The 26,221-nt window shown below is 44.3% G+C and carries 21 protein-coding genes; all 21 read left to right on the top strand.

Features of this window, described 5'->3' with window-relative positions:
* The first annotated feature begins 124 nt into the window (after window positions 1-124).
* Window positions 125-1,192 carry an acyltransferase gene (locus U869_RS0115765; protein WP_025119497.1) on the top strand — a complete coding sequence of 356 codons (1,068 nt, stop codon included), beginning with the start codon at window positions 125-127 and terminating at the stop codon, window positions 1,190-1,192.
* 232 nt (window positions 1,193-1,424) lie between these two features.
* A complete protein-coding gene (locus U869_RS0115760; RefSeq protein ID WP_025119496.1) occupies window positions 1,425-2,849 on the top strand; it encodes a mannose-1-phosphate guanylyltransferase/mannose-6-phosphate isomerase in 1,425 nt (474 codons plus the stop codon).
* Between the two features lie 14 nt (window positions 2,850-2,863).
* Window positions 2,864-4,228, top strand: a complete 1,365-nt coding sequence (gene cpsG, locus U869_RS0115755; protein ID WP_025119495.1) for a phosphomannomutase CpsG — start codon at window positions 2,864-2,866, stop codon at window positions 4,226-4,228.
* Window positions 4,229-4,340: 112 nt separating this feature from the next.
* On the top strand, window positions 4,341-5,405 hold the full coding sequence (gene rffG, locus U869_RS0115750) for a dTDP-glucose 4,6-dehydratase (protein ID WP_025119494.1): 1,065 nt from the start codon (window positions 4,341-4,343) through the stop codon (window positions 5,403-5,405).
* Between the two features lie 19 nt (window positions 5,406-5,424).
* Window positions 5,425-6,294, top strand: coding sequence for a glucose-1-phosphate thymidylyltransferase RfbA (gene rfbA / locus U869_RS0115745; protein ID WP_025119493.1), 870 nt, complete (start codon window positions 5,425-5,427; stop codon window positions 6,292-6,294).
* Between the two features lies 1 nt (window position 6,295).
* Complete coding sequence (gene rfbC / locus U869_RS0115740) at window positions 6,296-6,832, top strand: dTDP-4-dehydrorhamnose 3,5-epimerase (protein WP_025119492.1); 537 nt, start codon at window positions 6,296-6,298, stop codon at window positions 6,830-6,832.
* Window positions 6,829-7,695: a dTDP-4-dehydrorhamnose reductase gene (gene rfbD / locus U869_RS0115735; protein ID WP_025119491.1), complete on the top strand. Its 867-nt coding sequence runs from the start codon at window positions 6,829-6,831 to the stop codon at window positions 7,693-7,695. Before rfbC (U869_RS0115740) ends, rfbD (U869_RS0115735) begins: the two co-directional genes overlap by 4 nt.
* Before the next feature lie 206 nt (window positions 7,696-7,901).
* Window positions 7,902-8,918 carry a UDP-glucose 4-epimerase GalE gene (gene galE / locus U869_RS0115730; RefSeq protein ID WP_025119490.1) on the top strand — a complete coding sequence of 339 codons (1,017 nt, stop codon included), beginning with the start codon at window positions 7,902-7,904 and terminating at the stop codon, window positions 8,916-8,918.
* A 231-nt stretch (window positions 8,919-9,149) separates the two neighbouring features.
* Window positions 9,150-10,214 (top strand): dTDP-glucose 4,6-dehydratase, encoded by a 1,065-nt coding sequence (gene rffG / locus U869_RS0115725; RefSeq protein WP_025119489.1) that lies wholly within the window; start codon window positions 9,150-9,152, stop codon window positions 10,212-10,214.
* A gap of 14 nt (window positions 10,215-10,228) precedes the next feature.
* Complete coding sequence (gene rfbA / locus U869_RS0115720; protein WP_025119488.1) at window positions 10,229-11,098, top strand: glucose-1-phosphate thymidylyltransferase RfbA; 870 nt, start codon at window positions 10,229-10,231, stop codon at window positions 11,096-11,098.
* Window position 11,099: 1 nt separating this feature from the next.
* Complete coding sequence (gene rfbC / locus U869_RS0115715) at window positions 11,100-11,636, top strand: dTDP-4-dehydrorhamnose 3,5-epimerase (protein ID WP_025119487.1); 537 nt, start codon at window positions 11,100-11,102, stop codon at window positions 11,634-11,636.
* The gene (rfbD, locus tag U869_RS0115710) at window positions 11,633-12,496 is read left to right on the top strand and encodes a dTDP-4-dehydrorhamnose reductase (RefSeq protein WP_025119486.1); all 864 of its coding nucleotides are present in this window, start codon (window positions 11,633-11,635) and stop codon (window positions 12,494-12,496) included. Before rfbC (U869_RS0115715) ends, rfbD (U869_RS0115710) begins: the two co-directional genes overlap by 4 nt.
* A 761-nt stretch (window positions 12,497-13,257) precedes the next feature.
* The gene (locus U869_RS0115705) at window positions 13,258-14,136 is read left to right on the top strand and encodes a glycosyltransferase (RefSeq protein WP_232785367.1); all 879 of its coding nucleotides are present in this window, start codon (window positions 13,258-13,260) and stop codon (window positions 14,134-14,136) included.
* 471 nt (window positions 14,137-14,607) lie between these two features.
* Complete coding sequence (locus U869_RS0115700; protein WP_029987238.1) at window positions 14,608-15,543, top strand: glycosyltransferase family 2 protein; 936 nt, start codon at window positions 14,608-14,610, stop codon at window positions 15,541-15,543.
* Window positions 15,544-15,648: 105 nt separating this feature from the next.
* Window positions 15,649-16,467: an ABC transporter permease gene (locus U869_RS0115695; protein WP_025119483.1), complete on the top strand. Its 819-nt coding sequence runs from the start codon at window positions 15,649-15,651 to the stop codon at window positions 16,465-16,467.
* Window positions 16,457-17,872: an ABC transporter ATP-binding protein gene (locus U869_RS0115690; RefSeq protein ID WP_025119482.1), complete on the top strand. Its 1,416-nt coding sequence runs from the start codon at window positions 16,457-16,459 to the stop codon at window positions 17,870-17,872. Before U869_RS0115695 ends, U869_RS0115690 begins: the two co-directional genes overlap by 11 nt.
* The gene (locus U869_RS0115685; RefSeq protein ID WP_025119481.1) at window positions 17,872-21,606 is read left to right on the top strand and encodes a methyltransferase domain-containing protein; all 3,735 of its coding nucleotides are present in this window, start codon (window positions 17,872-17,874) and stop codon (window positions 21,604-21,606) included. Before U869_RS0115690 ends, U869_RS0115685 begins: the two co-directional genes overlap by 1 nt.
* 11 nt (window positions 21,607-21,617) lie before the next feature.
* On the top strand, window positions 21,618-22,958 hold the full coding sequence (locus tag U869_RS0115680; protein WP_025119480.1) for a glycosyltransferase family 4 protein: 1,341 nt from the start codon (window positions 21,618-21,620) through the stop codon (window positions 22,956-22,958).
* A gap of 92 nt (window positions 22,959-23,050) precedes the next feature.
* The gene (locus tag U869_RS0115675) at window positions 23,051-23,983 is read left to right on the top strand and encodes an NAD-dependent epimerase/dehydratase family protein (RefSeq protein ID WP_025119479.1); all 933 of its coding nucleotides are present in this window, start codon (window positions 23,051-23,053) and stop codon (window positions 23,981-23,983) included.
* 27 nt (window positions 23,984-24,010) lie between these two features.
* Window positions 24,011-25,363 carry a glycosyltransferase gene (locus tag U869_RS0115670; RefSeq protein ID WP_025119478.1) on the top strand — a complete coding sequence of 451 codons (1,353 nt, stop codon included), beginning with the start codon at window positions 24,011-24,013 and terminating at the stop codon, window positions 25,361-25,363.
* A gap of 89 nt (window positions 25,364-25,452) precedes the next feature.
* A complete protein-coding gene (locus U869_RS30065; protein ID WP_025119477.1) occupies window positions 25,453-26,214 on the top strand; it encodes an acyltransferase in 762 nt (253 codons plus the stop codon).
* Window positions 26,215-26,221 lie beyond the last annotated feature (7 nt).

The following is a 26,221-nucleotide window of genomic DNA, read 5'->3' as shown; positions in this document are numbered from 1 at the left end:
TACTTCATGAGATTTTTTATTATATTGTCGAATCTTTATTGGTAAGGTTATATTGTCCTATTGCTTTTCAATTGATGAATATTTTTAAGTATCTTGAGCATATGAGATTATAAAGGGACATTAAATGCAAAAAAATGGTGCCATCCAGATTCTGAGAGGTGGTGCGGCAATATTGGTTGTAATTGCTCACTTCAGTGCTTCCATCGGAGATTACTATACTGGTTCCCCGATTACTTTCAAAACTGGACTTGTCGAGTTAGGGAATGTAGGTGTTAGTGTTTTTTTCTTTATTAGTGGCTTCATCATGATGCAAACTACTATAAACAAATCATGGGGGTGGCAGGAGTCAATAAGATTCATAAAGAAAAGATTTATTAGAATATACCCACTTTATTGGCTGTGGACATCAATACTTTTGATATTGTGGTTGGTCGGGTTAGCTTTAAAATCACATGACTATACGTTTATGTACGTATTAAAGTCGTATATACTTATTCCAACAATCTCATCTGGTGATAAACATCCCTTACTATCTCCTGGGTGGACTTTGGTTTTTGAAATGTTTTTTTATGTAACACTTTTTATTTGCATAGCATTTGATTTAAAGAAACATGTAATCATATATATATTGATGTTCTTTTCTTTAATGTATTTCTCTAGTGACTACTTTTCAGATGCCATAAGCTATATTGTAAGTTCCTATCTTATTTTTCAGTTTGTGTTCGGAATGATTTCATGGACAATATTCAATAAGTACAAAGGTGTATTGGACTGTTACCAATCGAAATTTACAGTTATATCCGTATTTGTTTTTATTATGTTGGTGAGTGTTACTTTAGCGGGAAAGTCATATAATAATATTTTTATATTCATCGTAATGTTTGTCTTAATATTAACTACCAGCCTTTCAAAATACTCCAATTCAAAATATACGGTTTTTTTTGAGTTCTTAGGCGATGCATCATATTCAATATATCTGGTTCATTATATTTTCTCACTCCTTCTATCATCTGTTTTAAAAAAAGGTTTTTTTCAGTCGATTAACCCAATTGTATTGTTATGTACCTCCTCATTGGTTGTGACAGTAATTTGTTTGGTTAGCTATGTTTATATTGAAAAACCAATTGTGAATTTTTTTAATTCACATGGAAAGTATAAAAAAAGTCAGGCTGAATCTGAGTGTGGTGTCTAATTTACGTGTGTTGATTAATGACTCGCAAGTTTTCTTGTGAGCTGATTATGCATTGACATGCACTATAGTGGCTTAATTTTCCAGCCTTCGATTAAATAAATATTTATAGATGGCTGAGCGGACGCGATTTAGATTATCATTTCCATCTGTATAGTCTGCCTCACTTAATGCACTCTGTTTTGGTGTTATTTAAATACGAAACGAAATGTTATAAAAGGATTACTTGATGCCAATTCCAAAAATAATTCCTGTCATAATAGCAGGGGGAACAGGGAGCCGTCTTTGGCCTCTTTCTCGTGAGTCATTCCCCAAGCAGTTCCTATCAATTGATGGTAGTGGTCTTAGCCTTCTGCAGCAAACTTTGCTGCGTCTAAAGAACTTTGATGGTACTGAGATAGGCGCGCCATTAGTTATTTGTAATGAGCGTCATCGCTTTCTTGTCGCAGAACAACTGCGTGAAATTGATCAGTTGGCAACCAACATCATTTTAGAACCCGTAGGTCGTAATACCGCTCCTGCAGTAGCCCTTGCTGCTCACCTTGCGGCAGAAGGAGATCCAGAAAGCTTATTGTTGGTGCTAGCTGCAGATCACTCGATTAGAAAGGTAGAAAATTTCCACATTGCTGTCCAAACTGCGCTGCCCTTTGCTACTCAAAATAACCTAGTGACGTTTGGCATTATCCCTGAGTATCCTGAATCCGGTTATGGTTACATAAAACGAGGTGATAATTTATCAAATGACTGTTTCAAAGTAGATTCCTTTGTAGAAAAACCTTGCCTGGAGAAGGCCCAAGCATATCTAGCCAGCGGTGAATATAGTTGGAATAGTGGAATGTTTATGTTCAAAACATCCAAGTTTTTACAAGAGCTCGAACGATTTGCTCCTGAAATTTTTGCTAATACCAAAAAATCGGTCATGGGGAGCAAGCGTGATATGAACTTCATCCGTGCGGAGCAAGAAACGTTTGGACAATGCCCAAATGATTCTATTGACTATGCAGTAATGGAGAAAACCAGCGATGCTGTGGTGATTCCAATTGACGCAGGTTGGAGTGATGTTGGGTCTTGGTCATCTCTATGGGATGTCTCAGAGAAAGATCCTCAAGGCAATGTGAATATTGGTCAAATAATTTCCATTGACTCTAGCAATAACTATATCTCATCTGAATCCGCATTAGTTGCCACTATTGGGTTAGATAATTTGGTTGTCATCAATACTAACGATGCACTGCTGATCTCCACTAAAGATCAAGTTCAGGATGTTAAGAAAGTTGTTGATGAGTTGAAAAAACGTAATCTTCACCACTATCGCCAGCATTCATCATCTTACCGCCCTTGGGGCACAATTACTGATATTGATATTGGCGTTCATTTTCAGGTTAAGAGACTCGTTGTTCATCCGGGGCAAGGACTGTCACTCCAGCGTCATCTTCATCGTGCAGAGCATTGGGTTGTTGTAAGCGGCACAGCAAGAGTGACTCTTGATGATAAAGAATTTTTTCTTTCAGAAAATCAGTCCACCTTTATTCCTGCTGGTTGCATACATACGTTAGAGAACCCAGGTAAAATCGATCTTGAAATCATTGAAGTACGCTCTGGTTTCTATCTGGGAGAGGACGATATTGAACGATTGCATGATCGGTATGGTAGGGTTTAACTGAAGGATCTGAAATGAAAAACTTAACGTGTTTTAAGGCTTACGACGTTCGTGGCAAATTAGGCGAAGAGCTTAATGAAGATATTGCTTACCGTATCGGACGTGCCTATGGTGAGTTCTTGAAACCCAAGACGATAGCGTTGGGCAGTGATGTTCGCCTGACCAGTGAGTGTTTGAAACAAGCATTGGCTAAAGGCTTACAGGATTCAGGTACAGATGTGATTGATATTGGCATGGCGGGGACGGAAGAGATCTATTTTGCCACTTCGCATCTCAATGTTGATGGAGGTATTGAGGTAACCGCTAGCCATAACCCGATCGATTACAACGGTATGAAATTAGTGCGTGAGGGTTCTCGCCCTATCAGCGGCGATACAGGACTGCGTGCAATTCAGGAGTTGGCAGAAGCGAATAATTTCCCTGAGCCATTGGCTACGCGTGGTCGCTATGTTCGTAAAGACATCATGCCTGATTATGTTCAGCATGTACTTTCTTATGTTAAAACAAATAACTTTAAGCCGTTGAAATTGGTAATCAACTCTGGTAATGGTGCTGCTGGGCATGTGATTGATGCAATTGAAGCACGGTTGAATGAACTCAATGTTCCACTTGAATTCATCAAAGTTAATCATCAACCAGATGGTACATTCCCTAACGGCATACCTAATCCGTTGTTGCCAGAATGCCGTGCAGATACGGCCGATGCAGTACGCGAACACGGTGCGGATATGGGGATTGCTTTTGACGGAGACTTTGACCGCTGCTTCTTGTTCGATGAAAATGGCGAGTTTATTGAAGGCTATTATATCGTTGGCTTGTTGGCTGAAGCTTTCTTGCAAAAACAGCCAGGTGCCAAAATTATCCACGATCCTCGTTTGAGCTGGAATACTGTTGATGTGGTCACTCAAGCAGGAGGTGTACCAGTGATGTCAAAGACTGGCCATGCTTTTATCAAAGAACGAATGCGTGCAGAAGACGCTGTTTATGGCGGTGAAATGAGCGCCCACCACTACTTCCGAGACTTTTTCTACTGCGATAGCGGAATGATACCGTGGTTGTTAGTTGCTGAACTGGTTTGCGTGAAGGAGAAAACCATTGGTCAATTGGTTAAAGACAGAATTGCTGCTTACCCATCTTCTGGTGAAATTAACGTTAAACTGAATGAGCCAAGTATCACTATTGATAAGGTTAAACAACATTATACCGGTCTAGGTGGTGAGGTCGACTATACCGATGGGATTAGTATTGAATTCTCAGCGTGGCGTTTCAATCTACGTTCATCTAATACCGAACCTGTTGTGCGATTGAATGTTGAATCGCGTGGAGATACAGTGCTTATGCAAAACAAGACTGCAGAGATATTGAAGATGCTTTCATAATTTACACCTGTCGAAGGTGCAAGAAAATCCCTGGATAGTTTTATTTAAAAATTAAATTCGTAATTACTTCATAAAAATAGATGTTTATATTGCACTATTTATAGAGGGTTGTATGAGGATTATAGTTACCGGTGGCGCTGGCTTCATTGGTTCAGCCGTTGCACGCCATATTATTAACAATACCCAGAATCAAGTTTTGGTTTTAGATAGTCTGACATATGCCGGAAATCTAGAATCTTTAGACACAATTGCTAATAGTGACCGATACAAATTTGAACATGTTGATATCTGCAATCGCCTGGAGCTAGACCGCGTCTTTTCCGAGTTCCAGCCCGATGCGGTAATGCACTTGGCAGCTGAGAGCCATGTTGATCGTTCCATTGATGGCCCTGCTGCTTTTATAGAAACCAACATTGTTGGGACCTACACTCTATTAGAGGCCACACGCCAGTATTGGAACGCTTTACGTGAGACTGCCAAAGAAGCATTTCGTTTCCACCATATTTCTACTGATGAAGTGTACGGTGATCTGCATGGTACTGATGACTTGTTCACGGAGACAACGCCTTATGCACCAAGCAGCCCTTATTCAGCCTCTAAAGCCTCAAGCGATCACCTAGTCAGAGCTTGGTTACGCACCTACGGCTTACCAACTATTGTGACCAATTGCTCAAACAATTATGGACCTTATCATTTCCCTGAGAAATTGATACCACTAACGATCCTTAATGCGCTGGAGGGGAAAGCCTTACCAGTGTACGGCAATGGTGCTCAAGTTCGCGATTGGCTGTATGTGGAAGATCACGCAAGGGCTTTGTATAAGGTTGTTTGTGAAGGCGAGGTAGGAGAAACCTACAACATCGGTGGTCATAACGAGCGTAAAAATATAGACGTGGTGCAGACCATCTGCCGCTTGCTGGATGAATTGGTTCCAAATAAACCAGGCAACTTAACCAAGTATGAAGATTTAATCACTTTTGTGACTGACCGCCCTGGGCATGATATGCGTTATGCAATAGATGCCTCAAAAATTGATCGCGAGCTAGGTTGGTATCCTCAAGAGAGTTTTGAGAGTGGCATTCGCAAGACAGTAGAGTGGTATCTGGCAAATGAACAGTGGTGGAGCCGCGTTAAAGATGGTTCTTATGCTGGTGAGCGTCTTGGTTTAACTCATTAATCTAATCTGGAAATTTGAAATGAAAGGAATTGTACTCGCGGGTGGTTCAGGCACTCGGCTGTATCCTATTACGCGTGGTGTTTCCAAGCAACTGCTGCCTATTTATGATAAACCGATGGTTTACTATCCGATCTCGGTGCTCATGCTGGCCGGAATTCGCGATATTCTGATTATATCGACCCCAGAGGATATGCCTTCATTCAAACGCTTACTGGGAGATGGCAGCCGCTTTGGTATCAATCTGAGTTATGCGATCCAGCCAAGTCCAGATGGATTGGCACAAGCCTTCCTGATTGGTGAGGAGTTCATCAATGGTGATCGCTGTGCGTTAGTACTTGGGGATAATATTTATTTTGGCCAAAGTTTTGGTAAAAAATTAGAAAACGTAGTTGAAAAAAATTCGGGTGCTACGGTGTTCGGCTATCAGGTAATGGATCCGGAACGTTTTGGCGTGGTTGAGTTTGATGACAATTTCCGTGCATTGTCTCTTGAAGAGAAACCCGCAGTACCTAAGTCTAACTGGGCCGTGACAGGTTTATATTTTTACGATAGAGACGTAGTTGAAATGGCCAAGCAGGTCAAGCCGTCTTATCGTGGAGAGTTAGAGATTACTACTCTAAATCAAATGTATCTGGATGCAGGTAAACTAGATGTTGAGTTGCTGGGCCGTGGTTTCGCTTGGCTAGATACGGGTACTCATGACAGCCTGGTAGAGGCGTCACAATTTATTCATACCATCGAAAAGCGCCAGGGTTTCAAAGTTGCTTGCCTAGAGGAGATCGCTTTCCGTAAGAACTGGCTTTCTCGTGAGCAAGTTGCAGAAGAGGCCAAGTTACTTGGCAAAACACTTTACGGCCAGTATTTGTCACATCTGATTGGGGAGCTATAAGATGCAGGTAATAAATACAAAAATTGATGGTGTGAAGATCATCCAGCCTAAAGTGTTTGGTGATGCACGCGGTTTTTTTCTAGAAACGTTTGAAAAAAAACGTTACCAAGAAATGTTGGATATTGACCTTGATTTTGTACAGGATAATCATTCGCGCTCTGCACGTGGTGTATTACGCGGTCTGCATTTCCAAAAGTTAAATCCTCAGGGCAAACTGGTTCGAGTTGTTCGTGGCGAAGTGTTTGACGTCGCGGTTGATATTCGTCCCGGCTCTCCAACTTACGGTGCTTGGGAGGGGATTAACCTATCCGAAGAAAACAAAACTCAGTTCTGGGTTCCACCGGGCTTGGCTCATGGTTTTGTTGTGCTCTCTGATGTTGCAGATTTCGAATATAAATGCACAGATTATTATGATCCCGTGCATGAAGGCTGTTTGTTATGGAATGACCCGCAGATCGGTATTGAATGGCCGCTCAACAATCCATTACTGTCTGATAAAGACAAAATAGGCAAGCTATTTAAGGATTTGGATCTATGAGGATATTACTAACTGGGGCAAACGGCCAACTTGGGAATTGTTTTCAGGATCGCTTACCTGCTGGGTGGAACGTATGGGCAACCGATGCCGATGTCCTCGACATTACTGACCTTAACGAAGTGATGAGTGCGGTAGCCAAATATCAACCAGATGCGATTGTGAATGCTGCGGCTTATACTGCGGTTGATAAAGCAGAAAATGAGAGTGAAATTGCTGCGCTGATTAACGAAATTGGACCGAAAAACCTGGCTCTTGCAGCTAATGAAGTTGGAGCTCGTTTGGTTCACGTTTCCACTGATTACGTTTTTGATGGTGAAGCGCATACCCCCTACATCGAAACGGCAACGACAAGTCCGCTAGGGGTGTACGGTAAAACTAAACTGGATGGCGAAATTGCGGTTTGCAGCCATCAACCAGATGCATTGATTATTCGTACGGCATGGGTTTTTAGTGAGTACGGAAATAACTTTGTTAAAACTATGTTAAGGCTTGCGCAGGATCGGGATACCTTAGGGGTTGTGTCTGACCAGTTCGGTTGCCCTACTTATGCGGGCGATATTGCTCAGGCAATTATCGTGCTGTTGCAGGGAAAGGCAGCCGGTGGGATCTATCATTTCTGTGGTGATGAAACTGTTGCCTGGAATGAGTTTGCTGAAGCTATTTTTTCATCTGCAATCAGACATGGCATTTTAGCTAAGGCTCCGCTAGTTAATGGTATCACAACGGCTCAGTATCCAACGCCTGCGAAGAGGCCTAAGTATTCCGTGCTTAACTGCGAGAAGATACAAAGCCAAGGCGTCACCTTGTCGCCTTGGAAGGATAGGATCGATGAGATTTTTACCGTTAGACCTGGCAACCGTTAATCTCATTATGGTCTTGTGCAACTGAAAGAGGTGCGCTGGGCATGTGGTACGGGTTTGAAGCGAGAGATTACGGGAAGGCTGCAGAGATGCGGCCTTTTTTTTAAACGAAATTTATACTCTGCCTAAATACTCTTGCTGACCAGAAGGTTAGAATGAGGACTCAAAATCTTCATTTTCAACGTATCTAGCGCATGCAAGGAGTTCAAATGGCAATTCTAGTCACTGGCGGAGCCGGCTATATCGGCTCCCACACCGTTCTCGCCTTGCTGGAACGTGGAGAGGAGGTTGTGGTTCTAGACAACCTCTCGAACTCATCCGAAGAGTCACTGCACCGAGTGGAACAACTGACAGGCAAAGCAGCCACCTTCTACCAAGGCGACATTCAAGATTCGGAGTGTCTGAACCGTATCTTTGATGGTCATAGCATCTCTTCGGTGATCCACTTCGCTGGCTTGAAAGCGGTAGGGGAGTCGACCCGCAAACCGCTAGAGTATTATCAGAACAACGTCTCCGGCACGCTGGTGCTGTTGGATGAGATGCGTCGTGCCGGAGTTCACCAGTTTATCTTCAGTTCCTCGGCCACTGTTTATGGGGCTAACTCCCCAGTACCTTATGTTGAGACCACGCCAATTGGCGGTACGACTAGCCCGTACGGCACATCTAAACTGATGGTCGAGCAGATCCTGCAGGACTTCGCTAAGGCCGAGCCGCAGTTCTCAATTATCGCTTTACGCTATTTCAACCCGGTTGGTGCTCATGAGTCTGGCCTGATTGGTGAAGACCCGAACGGCATCCCTAACAATCTGCTGCCTTACATCTCTCAGGTCGCCATTGGTAAACTGGAAAAACTAGGTGTATTCGGTGGCGACTATCCGACGGAAGATGGTACTGGTGTGCGTGACTACATCCACGTGATGGACTTGGCAGAAGGTCATTTGATGGCAATGGATCATCTGAAAAAAGTCGCAGGGTTTAAAGCTTACAACCTGGGAGCTGGTGTTGGATTCTCAGTGCTGGAAATGATCAAAGCCTTTGAGAACGCAGCCGGTGTCAAGATCCCTTACCAGATTTTGCCACGTCGCGATGGTGATCTTCCTGCATTCTGGGCCGACGCTGAATTGGCCAGGAAAGAACTAGGCTGGGAGGTTTCACGGGGTATCGATGCCATGATGCGTGATACCTGGAACTGGCAAAGCAAAAATCCGCAGGGGTATCGTTCTTGAAAAGGAATTTCCCGCTATTATTACCTGCATTCCGATGGTAGAAGGTGGGGGCTTCGAGTAGAATATCGCGCTTCTTTGATATAGGGGCGCGGTATTTTACTGATTTTTAAGTGGTTTCGTTTAAACTGAATTGTAGGCAACGTTATTGGTAGATGATGTTTGTTTGCATTGAAATCACAGACGTGGGTGGCTGACCATTTGTGTGCCACATTTTGTGGTTTAGAGGGTTATATGAAGATTATTATTACCGGTGCTGCTGGTTTCATTGGTTCTGCCGTTGCACGGCACATCATCAACGACACCCAAGATCAAATCCTGATCCTAGATAGCCTGACTTACGCAGGTAATCTCGAATCTTTAGTCACGATTGCACAAAGCGACCGTTACCAGTTTGCACATGTAGATATCTGCAATCGTCCAGAGCTGGACCGCGTCCTTGCCGAGTTTCAACCTGATGCGGTGATGCACTTGGCCGCTGAGAGCCATGTTGATCGCTCTATCGATGGTCCTGCTGCATTTATCGAAACCAACATTGTCGGTACTTATACTCTGTTAGAGGCGGCACGTCAGTATTGGCAAACTTTGGGTGAAACAGGCAAAAAAGCCTTCCGTTTCCACCATATTTCGACTGATGAAGTGTACGGCGATCTGCATGGAACTGATGACCTGTTCACCGAAACCACGCCTTATGCACCAAGCAGTCCTTACTCTGCCTCTAAAGCTTCAAGCGATCATCTTGTCAGAGCCTGGTTGCGTACCTATGGGTTGCCAACTATCGTAACCAACTGTTCCAACAACTACGGCCCATATCATTTCCCGGAAAAACTGATACCGCTAACCATTCTTAATGCCCTTGAAGGTAAAGCGTTGCCGATTTATGGCAACGGTACTCAAGTGCGCGACTGGCTATATGTGGAGGATCACGCGCGGGCCTTGTATAAAGTCGTCTGTGAAGGTGAAGTCGGTGAAACCTACAACATTGGCGGCCACAACGAGCGTAAAAATATTGAAGTCGTGCAAACGATCTGTCGTTTACTGGACGAGTTGGTGCCGAAAAAGCCCGGTAATCTGGCCAATTATGCAGACTTGATCACCTTTGTTACCGATCGCCCTGGTCATGACATGCGCTATGCAATTGATGCCTCAAAAATTGATCGTGAACTGGGCTGGAAACCGCAGGAAACCTTTGAAAGTGGTATCAGAAAAACTGTTGAATGGTATTTGGCCAACCAAACCTGGTGGCAACGTGTGAAAGATGGTTCCTATGCAGGCGAACGTTTGGGATTAACCCGCTAATCAAAGGTGTGAAAATGAAAGGTATTGTTTTAGCGGGTGGGTCTGGTACGCGTCTCTACCCAATTACTCGTGGTGTTTCAAAGCAGCTCTTGCCGATCTACGATAAGCCGATGATTTATTATCCGCTTTCAGTATTGATGCTGGCGGGGATCCGCGACATTCTGATTATCTCTACGCCTGAGGATCTCCCGTCATTCAAACGGTTACTCGGCGATGGCAGTCGTTTTGGCATCACCTTAAGCTACGCGATCCAGCCTAGTCCAGATGGATTGGCGCAAGCATTCCTGATTGGGGAAGAGTTCATCAATGGGGATAGTTGTGCCCTGGTATTAGGGGACAATATTTTCTTTGGCCAGAGTTTTGGCAAGAAACTGACGTCTGTTGTTGAACGCAACCAAGGGGCTACTGTATTTGGCTATCAGGTTATGGATCCTGAGCGTTTTGGTGTGGTTGAGTTTGATGATGATTTCCACGCATTATCTCTGGAAGAGAAGCCAGCAAAGCCTAAATCTAATTGGGCAGTCACTGGGCTTTACTTCTATGATCATCACGTTGTTGAGATGGCCAAACAGGTCAAGCCATCGTCTCGTGGTGAACTAGAGATCACTACGCTTAACCAGATGTATCTGGAGAAAGGGGCACTTAACGTTGAGCTGCTTGGGCGTGGCTTTGCGTGGCTGGATACGGGTACTCACGATAGCTTGATCGAAGCTTCCCAGTTTGTGCATACGATAGAAAATCGCCAAGGGTTCAAGGTCGCTTGTCTGGAAGAGATCGCTTACCGCAAAGGGTGGTTGACTCGTGAGCAAGTTGAGGCTGAAGCCAAATTGCTTAGCAAGACCTTGTACGGGCAGTATTTATTGCAACTGAGTCTGGAGAAATAGAATGCAAGTCACGGATACCAAAATCGATGGTGTGAAGATCATTCAACCCAAGGTATTTGGCGATGCACGGGGCTTTTTCCTGGAGACGTTCGAAAAGAAACGTTATCAGGAGATGTTAGATATCGACCTGGACTTTGTTCAGGATAACCATTCGCGTTCTTCACGTGGGGTACTACGTGGCCTGCATTTTCAAAAGGTAAACCCACAAGGCAAGCTGGTGCGTGTCGTGCGCGGCGAAGTCTTCGACGTGGTTGTCGATATTCGCCCAGACTCACCGACATACGGCGCTTGGGAAGGTGTGACGCTTTCGGAAGAAAATAAGCTGCAGTTCTGGTTGCCGCCAGGTTTGGCGCATGGTTTTGTTGTGCTCTCCGACACTGCTGATTTTGAATATAAGTGCACGGATTATTACAATCCTGCAGAAGAAGGTTGCCTACTGTGGAACGATCCAGCCGTTGGGATTGAATGGCCGATAGCCAACCCATTGCTGTCTGAAAAGGATAAGCTCGGCAAGCTACTGAAGGAGCTGGCACAATGAAGCTTTTACTTACCGGAGCCAATGGGCAACTAGGTCGTTGCTTCAGCGATCGTTGTCCTGCCGGTTGGGATATTCTGGCTACCGATTCTGAAACGCTGGATATTACCGATCTTGAGCAAGTCAAGCGTGCCGCTGCAACATTTCAGCCAGACTTTATTGTTAATGCGGCAGCCTATACGGCAGTAGATAAAGCTGAGATTGAGTGTGATGTAGCGGCATTGATCAATGAGATTGGGCCCAAAAATCTGGCTACTGCGGCTAAGGATGTTGGCGCGCGTCTGGTTCATGTTTCAACGGATTATGTTTTTGATGGTGATGCAACAACACCCTACCTTGAAAACGCCCCAACCAATCCGCTAGGCGTATATGGTCAGACTAAACTGAATGGTGAACTCGCCGTTAGCCAAGCGCAGCCAGAGGCGTTGATCATTCGTACCGCCTGGGTCTTTAGCGAGTATGGCAATAATTTTGTAAAAACCATGCTGCGGTTGGCACAAGGGCGGGATCGGTTAGGTATTGTTGCCGATCAGCGCGGTTGTCCTACTTACGCAGGTGACATTGCTTCCGCAGTGATCACGCTGTTGCAAAAAGAGGCTCCAGGTGGCATTTATCACTTCTGCGGTGACAGCGAAGTTGCCTGGAATGAGTTTGCCGAGATTATCTTCTCTTCAGCCCTACATCAGGGAGTCTTGGAACAGATACCCACGGTGGAGGGGATTACTACTGAGCAGTACCCAACCCCGGCAAAGAGGCCGAAGTATTCGGTTTTGAATTGTGAAAAGATTCAAAATGAGGGGGTAGTGCTGTCGCCGTGGCAAGAACAACTTCAGTTCGTTATTGCTCATTGCCAGAATTCATAACGCCACCATAACTATATAGCCATCCAGACTCACTATCGTTGAAATGGATAAGTTTCAGCAATGGTGAGTCTGTATGGCTTTTTTTGTTTTATGGGCGCTTGTACCAGCGCTTCCGTGATACGAGGAAATATCCTGTACTTTCATTATTGGGATTAGTCTCATTGCAAGAAATCAAGATGGCCAAAGAGAAAAAGGCAAGAGTATTTGCCATCGTTGTGCGTCGTTTTCTCAGGCCAAGGAAGCCGCCCAATAGAACATTTTTGATTGTTTCCTGGTTAAAAAATGCCCATTCGATTTAGTGGTTAATTTTAATAAAATCATTATATAACAAAGTGTTACGCTTGTTTTTTTGTGTTGTGTCACCGTAGGTAGTGTAATAACTCTGCCGAGTAGGGTCGGATATTTTGATTAATTGTGCTACCCTTTGGAGCCTTCGCTTAGGGACGAAAATCAGATAATTACCATAGTAGAAGGGTGGCATTTGGTTGAGAATACGGGCTAAAAAAATGAATGGTGAACGCTAACGTATTTGATCTGAGACCTTGGTGTGGGAGCCATTGCAAGCAAAGTTTTCAAATGGCAGTGATTGACAAGTTAGTGCCAGGATAACTCCCAGCTTTTGTTGCAGCCGTGCGCTTTTAGCTGGGCAAAGTTAGAGAGATAAGGTTATCCCTAGGCGTAATACTCATTGGGTTTTCATTTTTACCCTGTGTTGGCAAATGTTGAGTGCAACCACCGTCCGACCTGCCTGGTAGCGAGCCATGGTCAGAATGATGGGTTTAGGAACTTCATACGGCATGTCTTTAGAATCAGAAAAATTTCAGATAGTTGCATCAATAGTGTTGTTCAACCATAGTCATGCTCAGTTGGAAGATACGCTGTCATCCTTGCTACGCGAGACGTGTGTTGAAAAGATTGTATTGGTCGACAACGGGGGATCCCCATGGGCTGCTGAGCTGAACGACCCGCGTATCTGTTACATCGCGACAGAACAAAACAAAGGTTTTGGTTACGGCCATAATCTGGCTATGGAGCAGTATTTAGAAAAAAGCGATTATTTTTTAATCTGCAACCCTGATGTGAGTTTTGCACAGGGTGAATTGGAACGCCTTTACCATTTTGCCCGCGATGGCAGGCACCAGTTTGTTTCGCCGCGCATTTATTATGACGATGGCCGTTTACAATACAGCTGTCGCTTGCTTCCCAAACCTGCCAATCTTTTCCTGCGCCGTTTTTTTCCTCGTTTGGGCGCAAAGTTGGATGTCACCTATGAGGTCCAATACGCTGACTATAATCAGTCTTTTTCCGTTCCATCGGTTTCAGGCTGTTTCATGCTGATGGACTCGATGTTGATGAAGAAGCTGGGTGGTTTCGACGAGCGGTATTTTATGTACTTAGAGGACGTCGATCTGTGTCGGCGAGCGTTGCCTCTGACTGATATTCTCTTTTATCCTGGGGCGACAATTATTCACTCCTTCGGCAAAGGTTCGTATAAGAATGTGAACCTGTTCTGCTACCATGTCAGATCGGCCATTTTATATTTTAACAAGTGGGGCTGGTTTTTTGACAAACAACGCGCACTAACCAACCAACAGTGTTTGAAGAACATTCCGATGAACCCCTCCGTCAAAGAGCGGTAAAATGCGCGCTGCGTAGAAATGTTAGCATGCGTTGTGTTTATCGCGCCCAAATTGAGGCGATGAGAATGGTCAAACAGGAAGCAGTTTAGTAGACTTCGTTGCTTGAGATTAATCTGTACCTTGGTCAGGAAAATTGTCCTGAAGCAGCAGTAACCGCCTAACGAACTGACGGTTGCAGATAAAATATTCTTGTTAAGTGTTATCACGTACTCTGGTTGCGATCGCCAGGGGCGGTAGCGTGTCTAAAAATGGTTGTTTAGCTATATGATTGTTACAAAATCTTACCAAAATGCATCCAACAACAATCATTGGCATTGTAAATACAATGAATCTATGAGTGTACTCCCTTTTTATGGGTTTTATATACTCGATTGTTGTTAGAGCTCTGATCGTCATTTGAATCACGGAGTCAGTGTCGCTCATGATTAAGTTTGTGAACCCCAACCTATTTCATTCTCTAGAGGAGATATGATGCCTATACCTTCTATAGATAATAATAAGGTTGCGATCTTAATGGGTACCTTCCAGGGCAGTGAGTATATATTAGAACAACTGGATTCATTTAAATCGCAAACTTACCCAAACTGGGCCCTTTATGTCTCAGACGATGGCTCAAGTGATGACACTGTCGCCAAAATTGCACGTTTCTTCAGTGAAAATGAATTGAACGTAACTTTTTTCAAAGGCCCACAGCAAGGGTTTGTCAGCAATTTTCTATCATTATTGTCAAGAGATGACGTCGCCGCAGATTATTACTCTTTCTCTGATCAAGATGACGTTTGGCACAGTGATAAACTTGAACGCGCAGTCAAATGGCTAGCCACACAACCTGCTGACAAACCTGCTTTGTATTGTTCTCGTACCCATATAATTAATAGCAAAGGTGAGAGCTTAGGTTATTCAGCATCATTCTCTGGGGAGCCATCGTTCAATAATGCTTTGATTCAAAGTATAGCCGGTGGTAACACCATGGTGCTGAATCAGGCTGCCCGGGATGTGATCTGCAACGCTGGTATTGTCGACGTTATCAGCCATGATTGGTGGATTTATATCCTGATAGCGGGTGTGGGGGGCGTTATTTATTATGACGATAATCCCACTTTGGATTATCGTCAGCATGCCGCAAATATTATTGGTTTTGATTCAGCTTCAAAGAGAAGGCTATCAAAGATAAAGGCGTTGTTGCAAGGGCAGATCCGAGCATGGAATGCAGCGCATATAGTGGCACTGAAAGATAACTTCGCTCTCTTAACGGACGAGAATAAGAAAAAATTCAAATGGTTTAAGAAAGTACACGGTGCCAGTTTATTTGTTAGAACTTTTTATTATTGTAAATTACGTTTGTATCGCCCGAGTACTATTGATAATTTGAGTGTTTTTCTATTGGTGCTACTTAAAAAAATATAACGGTTTTGGATAAGATTTATCGAGAGATAGATATTTACGGCTAGGTTCTTTCCGTTGCTCTCTTCAGCATACTTATTTGTGAATTCTTTTAAAGGTGTATTCTTAATGCAACGCTTTTACAGCAGCCTGCTTGCGATGATGACAAGTGTTTGGCGTAACAAGTATTTGATTAAAACCACGGCTATTCGCGAAGTACAAGGCCGCTATCGTGGTTCATTGATGGGGATCGTCTGGTCCCTTCTGACTCCGCTTTTCATGCTGACGGTCTATACTTTTGTATTTAGTGAGATCTTTAAAGCGAAGTGGCATGGTGGCAGCGCATCTAGGGGGGAGTTCGCGTTAGTGTTATTTGCTGGTCTTATTGTGTTCAACTTTTTTGCCGAATGCTTGAATAAAGCACCACAGATAATCATCGGTAACGTTAACTATGTCAAAAAAGTGGTCTATCCACTTGAGATTTTACCTGTTGTTTCGCTGTTATCTGCTCTGTTTCAGCTAGTGATTAGCCTGTTCGTTTGGTTGGCGGCTTACTGTGTCTTTTTTGGCATTCCGCATTTAACGGTATTCTATTTTCCTTTGGTGCTCGTTCCGTTAATGCTCATTACTTTGGGTATTAGCTGGTTTCTTGCTGCAATGGGGGTTTTCCTTCGCGATATCAGCCAGTTTATTGGTTTGCTGACAACGGCATTGATGTTTATGAGCCCGGTTTTTTATTCAGCCGATATCTTGCCGGAGAATTTTAGAAGAATGATGTACTTGAATCCTTTAACGACCGTTATTGAGCAAACCAGAAATATTCTTTATTGGGGTAAAACACCTGATTTTGAAGTGTTAGGCATTTACTGGCTTGCTTCTTTTGCCATTGTTTGGTTGGGTTTTGTCTGTTTCCAGAAAACGCGTAAGGGGTTCGCAGATGTGCTCTGAATATGCTATTCAGGTTAAAGATCTGAGTAAATGTTATCAAATCTACGATCGGCCTTCCGACAGATTAAAACAGTCTATCCATTCAGGGGTCAGAAGGATTGTTGGAAAGCAACCCAAGCCATTTTATCGTGAGTTTTGGGCGTTAAAAGATATCAGCTTCGACATCAAAAAAGGGGAGTCTGTTGGTATCATCGGTCAGAATGGTTCCGGCAAGTCAACCTTATTACAACTGATTTGTGGGACGTTGAGCCCAACCACCGGCACGGTCAAAACACAGGGCCGTATAGCTGCTTTACTTGAGCTTGGCTCAGGTTTTAACCCTGACTTCACCGGCCGCGAAAATGTTTACATGAACGCTGCTGTGTTAGGGATGACTGCCGCAGAGATTAACGCCAAGTTTGATGAGATACTGCTTTTTGCCGACATTGGCGAGTTTATCGACCAGCCGACTAAAACATACTCCAGCGGGATGCTGGTGCGCCTGGCCTTTGCGGTTCAGGTGTGTATCGAACCGGATATTTTGATTGTTGATGAAGCATTAGCCGTGGGTGATGCCTTGTTCCAAAAGCGTTGTTTTGAGCGAATGGACAGGTTGCGTACCAATGGTACAACGCTGCTCTTTGTCTCCCACGATCAAGAATCTGTGCGGACGATGACCAGCAAGGCCATTTTTCTAGAGCATGGCGTGATCAAGTTTTCAGGCACCTCGGCCGATGCACTACTTGAATATCGCAAATCCCTGCATGAACTGGAATCGAAGCGCCTGAATCAGGTTGCGGCAAGATTAAAAGAAAAAAGCCAGCATGCCAGACAGGTTCAGCAATCGGCGGCACCTGCAGCGGAAAAAACGGTGGGTGCAGATGTTTCAACTGATAAGGTTGAGGTATCTGAACGGTTGAAAGCCTTCTCATTTGGTGATCTGGATGCTGAGGTATTAGATGTTGCGGTTCTGGATGCCAAAGGGGAGCCTTGTTCACATTTTGATCCCAGAGATACAATTACCGTTGTTGTGCATTGCCGTGCCCATGCCGATCTGACCCGTTTAAATGTAGGTTTGCGCATTAGAAACAAAGAGGGCGTGAAGATTTATTCCTGGGGTACGTTAAACCAGGATATGGCTATTCGTAGTCACCTTAAAACGGATGGTGAAGTTTTCTGGGAAAAGCACTTCGTTAAAGACGAAGAGTTTCAAGTTAAATTCGAGTTTACCTGCGGGTTAGGGCCGAATCTCTATGAAATCCAGGCTTCGATCACCGAAGAGGGTAAACCTTATTATGCCGAGCAGCGGATGATTCACTGGATCGATGAGGCTGCATTCTTTACTGTTACCAGTGAACCTCAATCATACCATTTTGGGGGCGTTGTTGACCTGCGTATGGTCAGTCAATTACAGGAACACAATTAATGAACTTTGAGCACAGCACAATGTTTGATGAATACTGGAATGATAAAAGTATGAATAAAATGAAGAATATAGAAAATGCTTTTGAAGTTTCGGAAGAAATCTTAAATTCCTGCGGTGGCCGCAAGTTCCTGGATCTCGGTTGTGGCAAGGGGGAGTTGGTTCAGTCACTGCTCTCATTAGGAATGGATGCGTATGGTGTCGACGTGTCAGATGTGGCGGTTCGCCATGGCAATGTCTTGATGCCTAACCGCTTTGAGCAATGTTCTATCGATAAACTCCCTTTCGCCGATCGCTCATTTGATACCACTATTGCTACCTACAGCTTGGAATATCTCTCCGCTGAGCAATTGAAGGATGGGCTGAAGGAGATCCGCCGTGTTACGCGTCGTTCTGTTTATTTACGTATCAGGACAGCACCGGCTTCAGAAACCGATATTCCCTATACCGCTATGGATAGAAATGCTTGGGAAATGGCGTTTTTTGATGCAGGCTTCCGCAAGCATCCCTCTTACTACCTGATCAATGATTATGAAGCGCTTGGTCGCGAGGGTGCAGAGATTACCCTTCTTCTTGAATGCATTCCCGATGAGGCGTTGGCTCGTTACCCTCTGGAGGCTTTAAAAGAAGAACGTGACTTGCATATGGATATGACCCGCGAGGCTGGCGAACGGTCCGATGCACACATTGCTCGCTATCAATGGGCCGCCAGCTTTGTTCGCCCAGGCGATACTGTGCTTGATGCTGCTTGTGGTTTGGGATACGGCAGTTATCTGATCCAATGTGGCACGATGGCGTCCAAGACGCTGGGTATTGATGGCAGTGATTATGCGATCCACTATGCGCGTCACAATTTCTCCAGTCGAGTACAGGGCCTGGATTTTGCTGTCGGCATGCTGCCAGAAGCCTTAAAAGTTATTGCGGATAACTCGGTCGATGTGGTTATTTCGTTTGAAACGCTGGAGCATGTGCCAGAGCCTCAAGCGCTGCTGGCAGAATTTCATCGTGTTTTGACCCCAGCAGGGCGAATTATCGTTAGTGTACCCAATGACTGGAGTGATGAAACCGGGGAAGATCCGAACCCGTTCCATCTCCATGTGTATACCCTGGATAAATTGCGCGATGAAATGAAAGCTCATTATGAATTTGAGCAATTGGTCGTGCAATCGGCAACACACTATAAGAATGGTGTTGGCAGCAAAGAGTGGGTGCCAGCTAAACGCGAGCTTTATGCAGTATCTGGCGATATTAGCGTAGATGAAGCTCCAAAAGCAGAATGGTGGTTGGCAGTAGGCATGAAACCATCCATTGAAGGGGAAGCCGTGCCCTATCGGCAAACGCAATTTAAAACGTTTGCGGATAAAGAATGGAATGTCACAGCATTTGCTCGCGATTACAAAAATCCATGGTTAGTCCGTGGGATGGTTGATATTGGCCACCGCTTAAAAGATCAGGATAAATTGCTATCACTGTGTGAAGAGGTTTACGCACGTAATCATGACAACAGTGCTGATACTGGTGCTGCACTCTGTGTGATCGGTTATCAATTATTAAGCACTAAACCAGCAGTAACATTCGCAGATCTTACGCAGTTTGAACGTCGGGTTGAAGAGTATATCAACGCGCAACCAATGACTCCGCATGGGTTTAGATGGGTAGTATCGCTGCATTTTGTCATCGGTAAACTTTGGCTAAAAACTGGCAGCCATGACAAAGCAAAAGATGCATTTGAAAAATGTATCGCGCTCAATCCTCTTGAGTTTAGCCCTCTTTTGGCCAATCGTACTGTAGAAGCTTGTCAGCTATTGGGGGTCATCGCGTTAAATCGTGGTGATAAGGCACAGGCTAGCCACTACTGGCGCCAAGGTATTTTATTGGCCCAGCAGGCAATATCTGCCGATTGGAAATTGAGCCTAGGGGACGTTAGCGAACCCGTTGAGTTTGGCTTGCCGGAGCTATCATCTATTCTTGATTACGCCAGCACCTGCGCTTACGCTTTGGTCAATATCGATTCGTTCGAGGATAAACCCTGGTGGTGGCTGCAGCTACGACGTAATTCCAGCACCCAAAACGCTATCATGGGTCGGAAAATCAACAGCCTTAACAAGTCGTTGCACGACAAAGACAGTGCTCTCAGCAGTGTGAGTTTTGCAGGGCTTGTTAATGGTGAGCAAACTGAACACTTGCTGACAGCTCTTTCCACTAAAGAAAAAATTGCTGAGGAAATATACGCAGCTTTATTAAGCAAAGACAGTCATTTAAATGAGTTAGGGAAAACCATGCTAGATAAAGACGCTGCGATGAATGAGTTGCTTTCTGAGTTGCATAATAATAACCAGCAAACGGAACATCTGGTTTCAACACTGATGGCCAAAGATGATGTGATCACTCATTTGAATCAGACCTTATTGTTGAAAGAACAGGCCCTGGTTGAGCAATTAAACACCATACAGCAACTGAATGGCCAGCTGAATTCACGTCTTATTCGGTTGAGGAATGTTGCCGCACAACCGTTCAGCCTGCGAAAAGTATTGCATATGGGGTATCTGATGACTTCATTAGTTACACCTCGGCGTTTACGACATTACCTTGCCCCTTTGATTACCCGTCTTCGCGTACGTTTTGCCAAGCGTCCGGTGGTCTCAGTTAGCACCGATGGCCAGCCTGAAAAGGCCAAGCAAGGTCATCAGGTCTTGGTACCGCAAAGCAAAGAGAATGCACCGAAGATCGTGCATGTTATTGCCAATTTCATGACGGGTGGGTCTTCACGCCTGGTGGTTGATCTCATTGAGTATCTGGGGGCTGAGTATAAGCAGTCAATCATTACCAGCTATATTCCCGATCCGCCTGCCTATTTGGGCGTTGATATCGAAGAATGCCGATTCCCTGAAGATACCATGCCGTTTATCGAGTATTACCAGCGTTTGAAACCTGACTTTATCCATGTTCATTATTGGGGCGACGTTGACGAGCCTTGGTATGCGAAAGCGATAGAAGCGGCACGTGAACTGGATATTCCGGTTATTGAAAATATAAACACGCCGATAGCCCCACACTTGTCACCGGCGGTAAAACGTTATGTCTATGTGAGTGATTATGTTCGCCATGTTTTCGGCCAGAGCAATGACTCTCATGTTACGGTTTATCCCGGCTCTGATTTCTCGCATTTTATGCGCGCAGATGAAGAAGCGGTACCTCAGGATTGTGTTGGCATGGTTTACCGCCTGGAAGGGGATAAACTCAATGAAGCCGCGATTGAGCCATTTATCCGCATCGTGCAAAAGCGCCCACAAACCAAGATCCTGATTGTCGGTGGTGGGAGTTTGCTGGCACCGTTCCAGCAAGCAGTTAAAGAGGCTGGCGTGGAGGATAACTTCGAGTTTACTGGTTATGTGGAATACAGCACCTTGCCAGAATATTATCGCCGTATGTCACTGTTTGTTGCCCCGGTCTGGAAAGAGAGTTTTGGGCAGGTGAGTCCATTTGCGATGAATATGCGCGTTCCAGTGATCGGTTATGATATTGGTGCTATTAGCGAAATAGTTAATTCCAAAGCTATGCTGGCACCCGCAAGAGATGCGGATAAGTTGGCTGATATTGCGATAACCTTGTTGGATGATGAAGCACGCCGTGCCGAACTTGGTAAAGAGCACCAGCAGCGAGCGGAAGGTAACTTCTCTATACAGGCGATGATCGATGCTTATGATCACCTGTATGCGGATATGATCAAAAAATAAAGCGGCCTATTATGAAAATTGTTTTTTTTGTCCACTGTTTTTTCCCCGATCATTTTTACGGAACAGAGACTTATACACTTGGATTAGCTAATCATTACCGCTCCTGGGGCCATGATGTCTCCGTGGTGTCGGCGGTATTCCAAGGAGAAGCAAAGCAGCCTCAGTTGATCAACCGCTATAGCTACCAGGATATCCCAGTTATTGCGATTGATAAAAATGCTATCCCGCATAGTCGAGTTAAAGAAACCTACTATCAGCCTGAAATGCGAGATGTGCTCGAAGAAATCTTGCTGGAGTTAAAGCCAGATGTGGTGCATGTCACGCATCTGATTAACCACACAGCTGCGCTTCTCGAGGTGGTCGGGAAGCTAAATATTCCAACCTATACCACATTTACTGATTTCTTCGGCTTTTGTGTCAACAACAAGCTTGAGGCTGCCGATGGTGATCTGTGTGCAGGGCCTGCGCCATCGCGTAGTAATTGTGTTGCCTGTTATCTTAAAGAGTCTGCGCAGGGGGGGCATGCGTCGGGCTTGATGAAGAAGGCCGCAGTTCCGGCCATGGCCAATATCTTGGCAAAAGGGCTGGTTGCTTCCCGCAATATGGGGATGTTTAAAACCTCTGCAGTACAAGGGTTGGTTGAAGATCTGGTCACTCGGCCAGATACGCTTTCCTACCTTTATAATACCCATTATAAAGGCGCGGTTGCACCAACCGCGTTTTTACAAAAAGCGTATCAAAACAATAATATAAAAGTTCCTATGCGTAAAATCTGGTTTGGTATTGATATCGATCGCCGAGCTAAACCTGTGCGCGCTAAAGATCATGTCCCAGTCATTGGTTTTATCGGTCAGATTGCACCGCATAAGGGTACTGATTTATTGATTGAGGCATTTAAACAACTGCCTGAAAATAGTGCGAAATTAAAAATTTATGGGCCGACCGACCAGTCCGTGAGCTATATGGAAACGCTCAGAAATATCAGTAACGGTGTCGCTGGCATTGAGTTTATGGGCACCTTTGATCAAGGGCAGATGGTTGATATTTTCAGTGATATCGATTTGTTTGTGATCCCCTCCCGCTGGTATGAAAATAGTCCTTTAGTGCTGTTAAATTCATTGGCCACCCATACTCCAGTGGTTGTCTCTGACGTTGAGGGGATGACGGAATTCTTGACTGAAGGTGTCAATGGTTACAGCTTTAAGCGTGGGAACGCAGATGACCTGGCCAGCAAGCTCTCTTATATCCTGCAACAGCCTGATTTGCTGCATAAATTATCGCTTTCAACCGAGTATTTAAGAACGACGGAAGTCATGGCAAAGGAAACGTTCGATATCTATCAAGATCGTTAATTGCCTAGAAGGTGAACGTGAACGAGGCATTGCATCGTCAATGCTTCGTCTATTAGATCTATTTCTGTTTGTTTAGTTTTTTCGGAGTAAAAATGAAACTTGTGGTTTTTGGCGGTGGCGGATTTATTGGTTCAGCAATATGTGATCGTTTGCTACAAGATGGTCATCAACTGAGGATTTTTGAACGTCCTCGGGTGCCCCCTTATCGTGAGTTTGCCTCAAACGAAAAAGTCGAGTGGGTAACGGGTGATCTGAGTAATACTCACGATCTGAATGATGCCATCCGTGAGATGGATGTTGTCGTGCATCTGGTGTCAACGACACTACCAAAAAGCTCAAATGACGATCCTGTGTATGATGTACAGACCAACGTTATTCCCAGCCTGCACATGCTAAATGCGATGGTGGAACAGGGCGTATCCCGTATTGTTTTCATTTCCTCCGGTGGTACGGTCTACGGCAAACCACAATATATTCCAATTGATGAAAACCATCCGACTGACCCGGTTGTCTCCTATGGTATTACCAAGCTGGCTATCGAAAAGTACCTCCACATGTTTAGTCAATTACATGGGCTAAAGACAGTGACACTGCGCGTTGCTAATCCTTATGGTGAGCGTCAACGTGTTGAGACTGCACAGGGGGCTGTAGGCGTCTTTTTACATCATGGTTTGAAAGATATCCCGATTGAAATTTGGGGGGATGGTAGCGTTCAACGCGACTATATCCATGTAAGTGATGTGGCAGAGGCTTTTGCCAAAGCGGTTGTCTATGACGGTACTGTCGAATGTTTTAACATTAGCTCAGGGCAGGGCACCAGCCTCAACGATCTGATTGAAATGATGAGAGGTATTTTGCCACACCCCATCCAGGTCAATTATAAGCCTGGTCGTTCGTTTGACATTGATATCAGCGTGTTATGTAACAAACTTGCGTGCCAGGAGTTGGGTTGGGAGCCTAAAGTAAGTATGCAGCAAGGGCTGGAGCGAGCGGCTAACTGGATGAGAAACTCGTTAAAAAAATAAAGTCCTTTCACAATTGAGTAATTTTAAATGCGTGTTTTGCTTACTGTTCATCAGTTTTTTCCGGAGTATAAGGCCGGTACGGAAGTGCTTACGTTATCAGTTGCCAAAGAACTGATGCGTTTGGGCCACCAGGTTCATGTATATGCCGGACATCTGGGTGATGCCTTACTGAAGGATGATGAACGGTTTGATGAGTATGATTATGAAGGGATCCATGTCTATCGTTTCCATCATGCTTATACGCCGATGCTTGATCAGACATCGATGATTGACGTGGGTTACAAGAATAAACTTGCGCTACATTATTTTAAAATCATTATTGAAAATTTTCGGCCGGATATCGTTCATCACTTTCATTTAAATCGTTTAGGTGTTGGTTGCATTGAACATCTTGCTGACGAAGGCATTGCTCAATTCTTTACCCCGACCGATTTTTGGATGATTTGCCCTACAGCTCAATTAATGTTAGGTGAAGGACGATATTGTTCCGGACCAAATGCAACATCTGGTAACTGTGTAAAGCATTTTGCTCGCGATGCTAAAAAAGGCATTGTTGGTTCACTCATCGATAATACACCTACACTTTTGTTTAATCAGTTGACTAAATTAACGAAAAACAATGCGATTATTCATTATCCAATGAGTGGTGAGATTCGGGCATTGGCATCGCGCCTTGAAACGACTATCTCGTCCTTAAATAAGCTTGATGGCATTATTGCACCGAACAGCTTTATCAAGGATTTGTTTATTCGCTACGGTGTGGAGCCTAACTTAATTCACGATAGCTCTTTTGGTATTAATATCTCAGAACATGCTGTAATCCCTAAAACTCGTCGAGGTGATCGGCCACTGGCGTTGGGTTTCATTGGTACTCTAGCACCCCATAAAGGTTGCCATATTGCTATTGAGGCGGTATTGCGGTTGCCGAAAGACAGTGTCACTCTAAAGATCTACGGCAGTGCGCATGAGTTTCCTGAGTATTATGCCCGTCTAATTAGCCTGGCTGGAGATAGCCCCGCCATACGTTTTTGTGGAACCTTCCCAAATGATCAAATCAACGCTGTGATGGCTGAGATTGATGCATTGGTCGTTCCTTCCGTTTGGTATGAGAACACTCCGCTGGTCATTTACTCTGCGCAGGCTGAAAAATGTCCGGTGATTGGCTCTGACTTGCCAGGAATCGCTGAAGTTATTATTCATCAGCATAATGGATTGTTGTTTGAAGCTGGCAATTCTGCCGATTTGAGCATCCAGATTTCCAGGTTAATAGATGATGATAAATCTATTGTCACGCTAAGCAGTAATGCAATTAAGATAAAGACTATTCAGGATTATGTCGAAGAGTTGTTGTTGTTTTGGGGCATGGAAAAGGATTTGTAATTGATTGCTAATGAAAAGGATGTCAATTCAACATACATCGCCCACGTTATGTTGAAACCGTAGAAATCCTTTTTAATTAGCGAGAAACCATGCCTAGCACGAAAAAAGAAAGAATTGATGGCCCTGATATTCTGAGAGGGTTCGCCGCACTTTCTGTCATTATTGTTCATTTGATCGCCTCTTCAAATATCGATTTTGGCCATGTTATTACTCAGGTTGGAAATAAATTTACTGCAAGCGTAACGTTGTTTTTCGCTATCAGTGCCTTCTCTATCGCTTATGCCTATAATGATGAGTTTTTTAACAAGAGTGACTTTAAAAGTTTCTATATAAAGCGCTTCTTCAGGCTTGCGCCGCTTTTTTACTTCGCCATGTTTATTGAAGGAGTGATCATTTATCACGCCTTCAATCACTTGCCCTCGTTTTTTGAAGTGTTGATGTCCGGAACATTTCTCTTTAATCTTGTGCCAAAAATGCAGGATGGCATCGTCTGGGCCGGGTGGTCGCTGAGCATTGAGTGGGTGTTTTATCTGCTTTACCCTGTCGTTTTTATATTTAGCAATAACAAGAAAATCATTGTTGCCCTGTGGGCTTTGTGCGTATTCATATCGTCAAGCATTGCCAAGGTTCAGGCAGAGCCAATTGAAATATATATGAATATTTTAAATCACATGGTGTTTTTCATCTCTGGCATTTTTGTCTATTTATACCTTAAGGACTTACAACGATTAAGCCTTGCCCTTGGTAAGTATGCTGGGATGATTTCAGGTGCGATCATTTTCGCGTTGACGGCGTTTTTGTTGTACTGCTTTAGCTTGGATGGGTATCCATTCAACATCTATACCCAATAAACCTCAA

It is taken from the genome of Serratia sp. H1w, assembly GCF_000633355.1.
Lineage (GTDB): Bacteria > Pseudomonadota > Gammaproteobacteria > Enterobacterales > Enterobacteriaceae > Chania.
Note: the sequence above shows the minus strand (reverse complement) of the source record. Positions and strands in the feature narration are given on the sequence as shown.

Excerpts from the sequence above, each read along its gene's own strand:
- U869_RS0115675 (WP_025119479.1), top strand. The coding sequence starts at position 23,051 with ATGAAACTTGTGGTTTTTGGCGGTGGCGGATTTATTGGTTCAGCAATA.
- rfbA (WP_025119493.1), top strand. The coding sequence starts at position 5,425 with ATGAAAGGAATTGTACTCGCGGGTGGTTCAGGCACTCGGCTGTATCCT.
- rffG (WP_025119494.1), top strand. The coding sequence starts at position 4,341 with ATGAGGATTATAGTTACCGGTGGCGCTGGCTTCATTGGTTCAGCCGTT.
- U869_RS0115695 (WP_025119483.1), top strand. The coding sequence starts at position 15,649 with ATGCAACGCTTTTACAGCAGCCTGCTTGCGATGATGACAAGTGTTTGG.
- rfbA (WP_025119488.1), top strand. The coding sequence starts at position 10,229 with ATGAAAGGTATTGTTTTAGCGGGTGGGTCTGGTACGCGTCTCTACCCA.
- U869_RS30065 (WP_025119477.1), top strand. The coding sequence starts at position 25,453 with ATGCCTAGCACGAAAAAAGAAAGAATTGATGGCCCTGATATTCTGAGA.
- galE (WP_025119490.1), top strand. The coding sequence starts at position 7,902 with ATGGCAATTCTAGTCACTGGCGGAGCCGGCTATATCGGCTCCCACACC.
- rfbC (WP_025119487.1), top strand. The coding sequence starts at position 11,100 with ATGCAAGTCACGGATACCAAAATCGATGGTGTGAAGATCATTCAACCC.
- cpsG (WP_025119495.1), top strand. The coding sequence starts at position 2,864 with ATGAAAAACTTAACGTGTTTTAAGGCTTACGACGTTCGTGGCAAATTA.
- U869_RS0115690 (WP_025119482.1), top strand. The coding sequence starts at position 16,457 with ATGTGCTCTGAATATGCTATTCAGGTTAAAGATCTGAGTAAATGTTAT.
- U869_RS0115765 (WP_025119497.1), top strand. The coding sequence starts at position 125 with ATGCAAAAAAATGGTGCCATCCAGATTCTGAGAGGTGGTGCGGCAATA.
- U869_RS0115700 (WP_029987238.1), top strand. The coding sequence starts at position 14,608 with ATGCCTATACCTTCTATAGATAATAATAAGGTTGCGATCTTAATGGGT.
- U869_RS0115680 (WP_025119480.1), top strand. The coding sequence starts at position 21,618 with ATGAAAATTGTTTTTTTTGTCCACTGTTTTTTCCCCGATCATTTTTAC.
- U869_RS0115705 (WP_232785367.1), top strand. The coding sequence starts at position 13,258 with ATGGTCAGAATGATGGGTTTAGGAACTTCATACGGCATGTCTTTAGAA.
- rffG (WP_025119489.1), top strand. The coding sequence starts at position 9,150 with ATGAAGATTATTATTACCGGTGCTGCTGGTTTCATTGGTTCTGCCGTT.
- rfbD (WP_025119486.1), top strand. The coding sequence starts at position 11,633 with ATGAAGCTTTTACTTACCGGAGCCAATGGGCAACTAGGTCGTTGCTTC.
- rfbD (WP_025119491.1), top strand. The coding sequence starts at position 6,829 with ATGAGGATATTACTAACTGGGGCAAACGGCCAACTTGGGAATTGTTTT.
- U869_RS0115670 (WP_025119478.1), top strand. The coding sequence starts at position 24,011 with ATGCGTGTTTTGCTTACTGTTCATCAGTTTTTTCCGGAGTATAAGGCC.
- rfbC (WP_025119492.1), top strand. The coding sequence starts at position 6,296 with ATGCAGGTAATAAATACAAAAATTGATGGTGTGAAGATCATCCAGCCT.
- U869_RS0115685 (WP_025119481.1), top strand. The coding sequence starts at position 17,872 with ATGAACTTTGAGCACAGCACAATGTTTGATGAATACTGGAATGATAAA.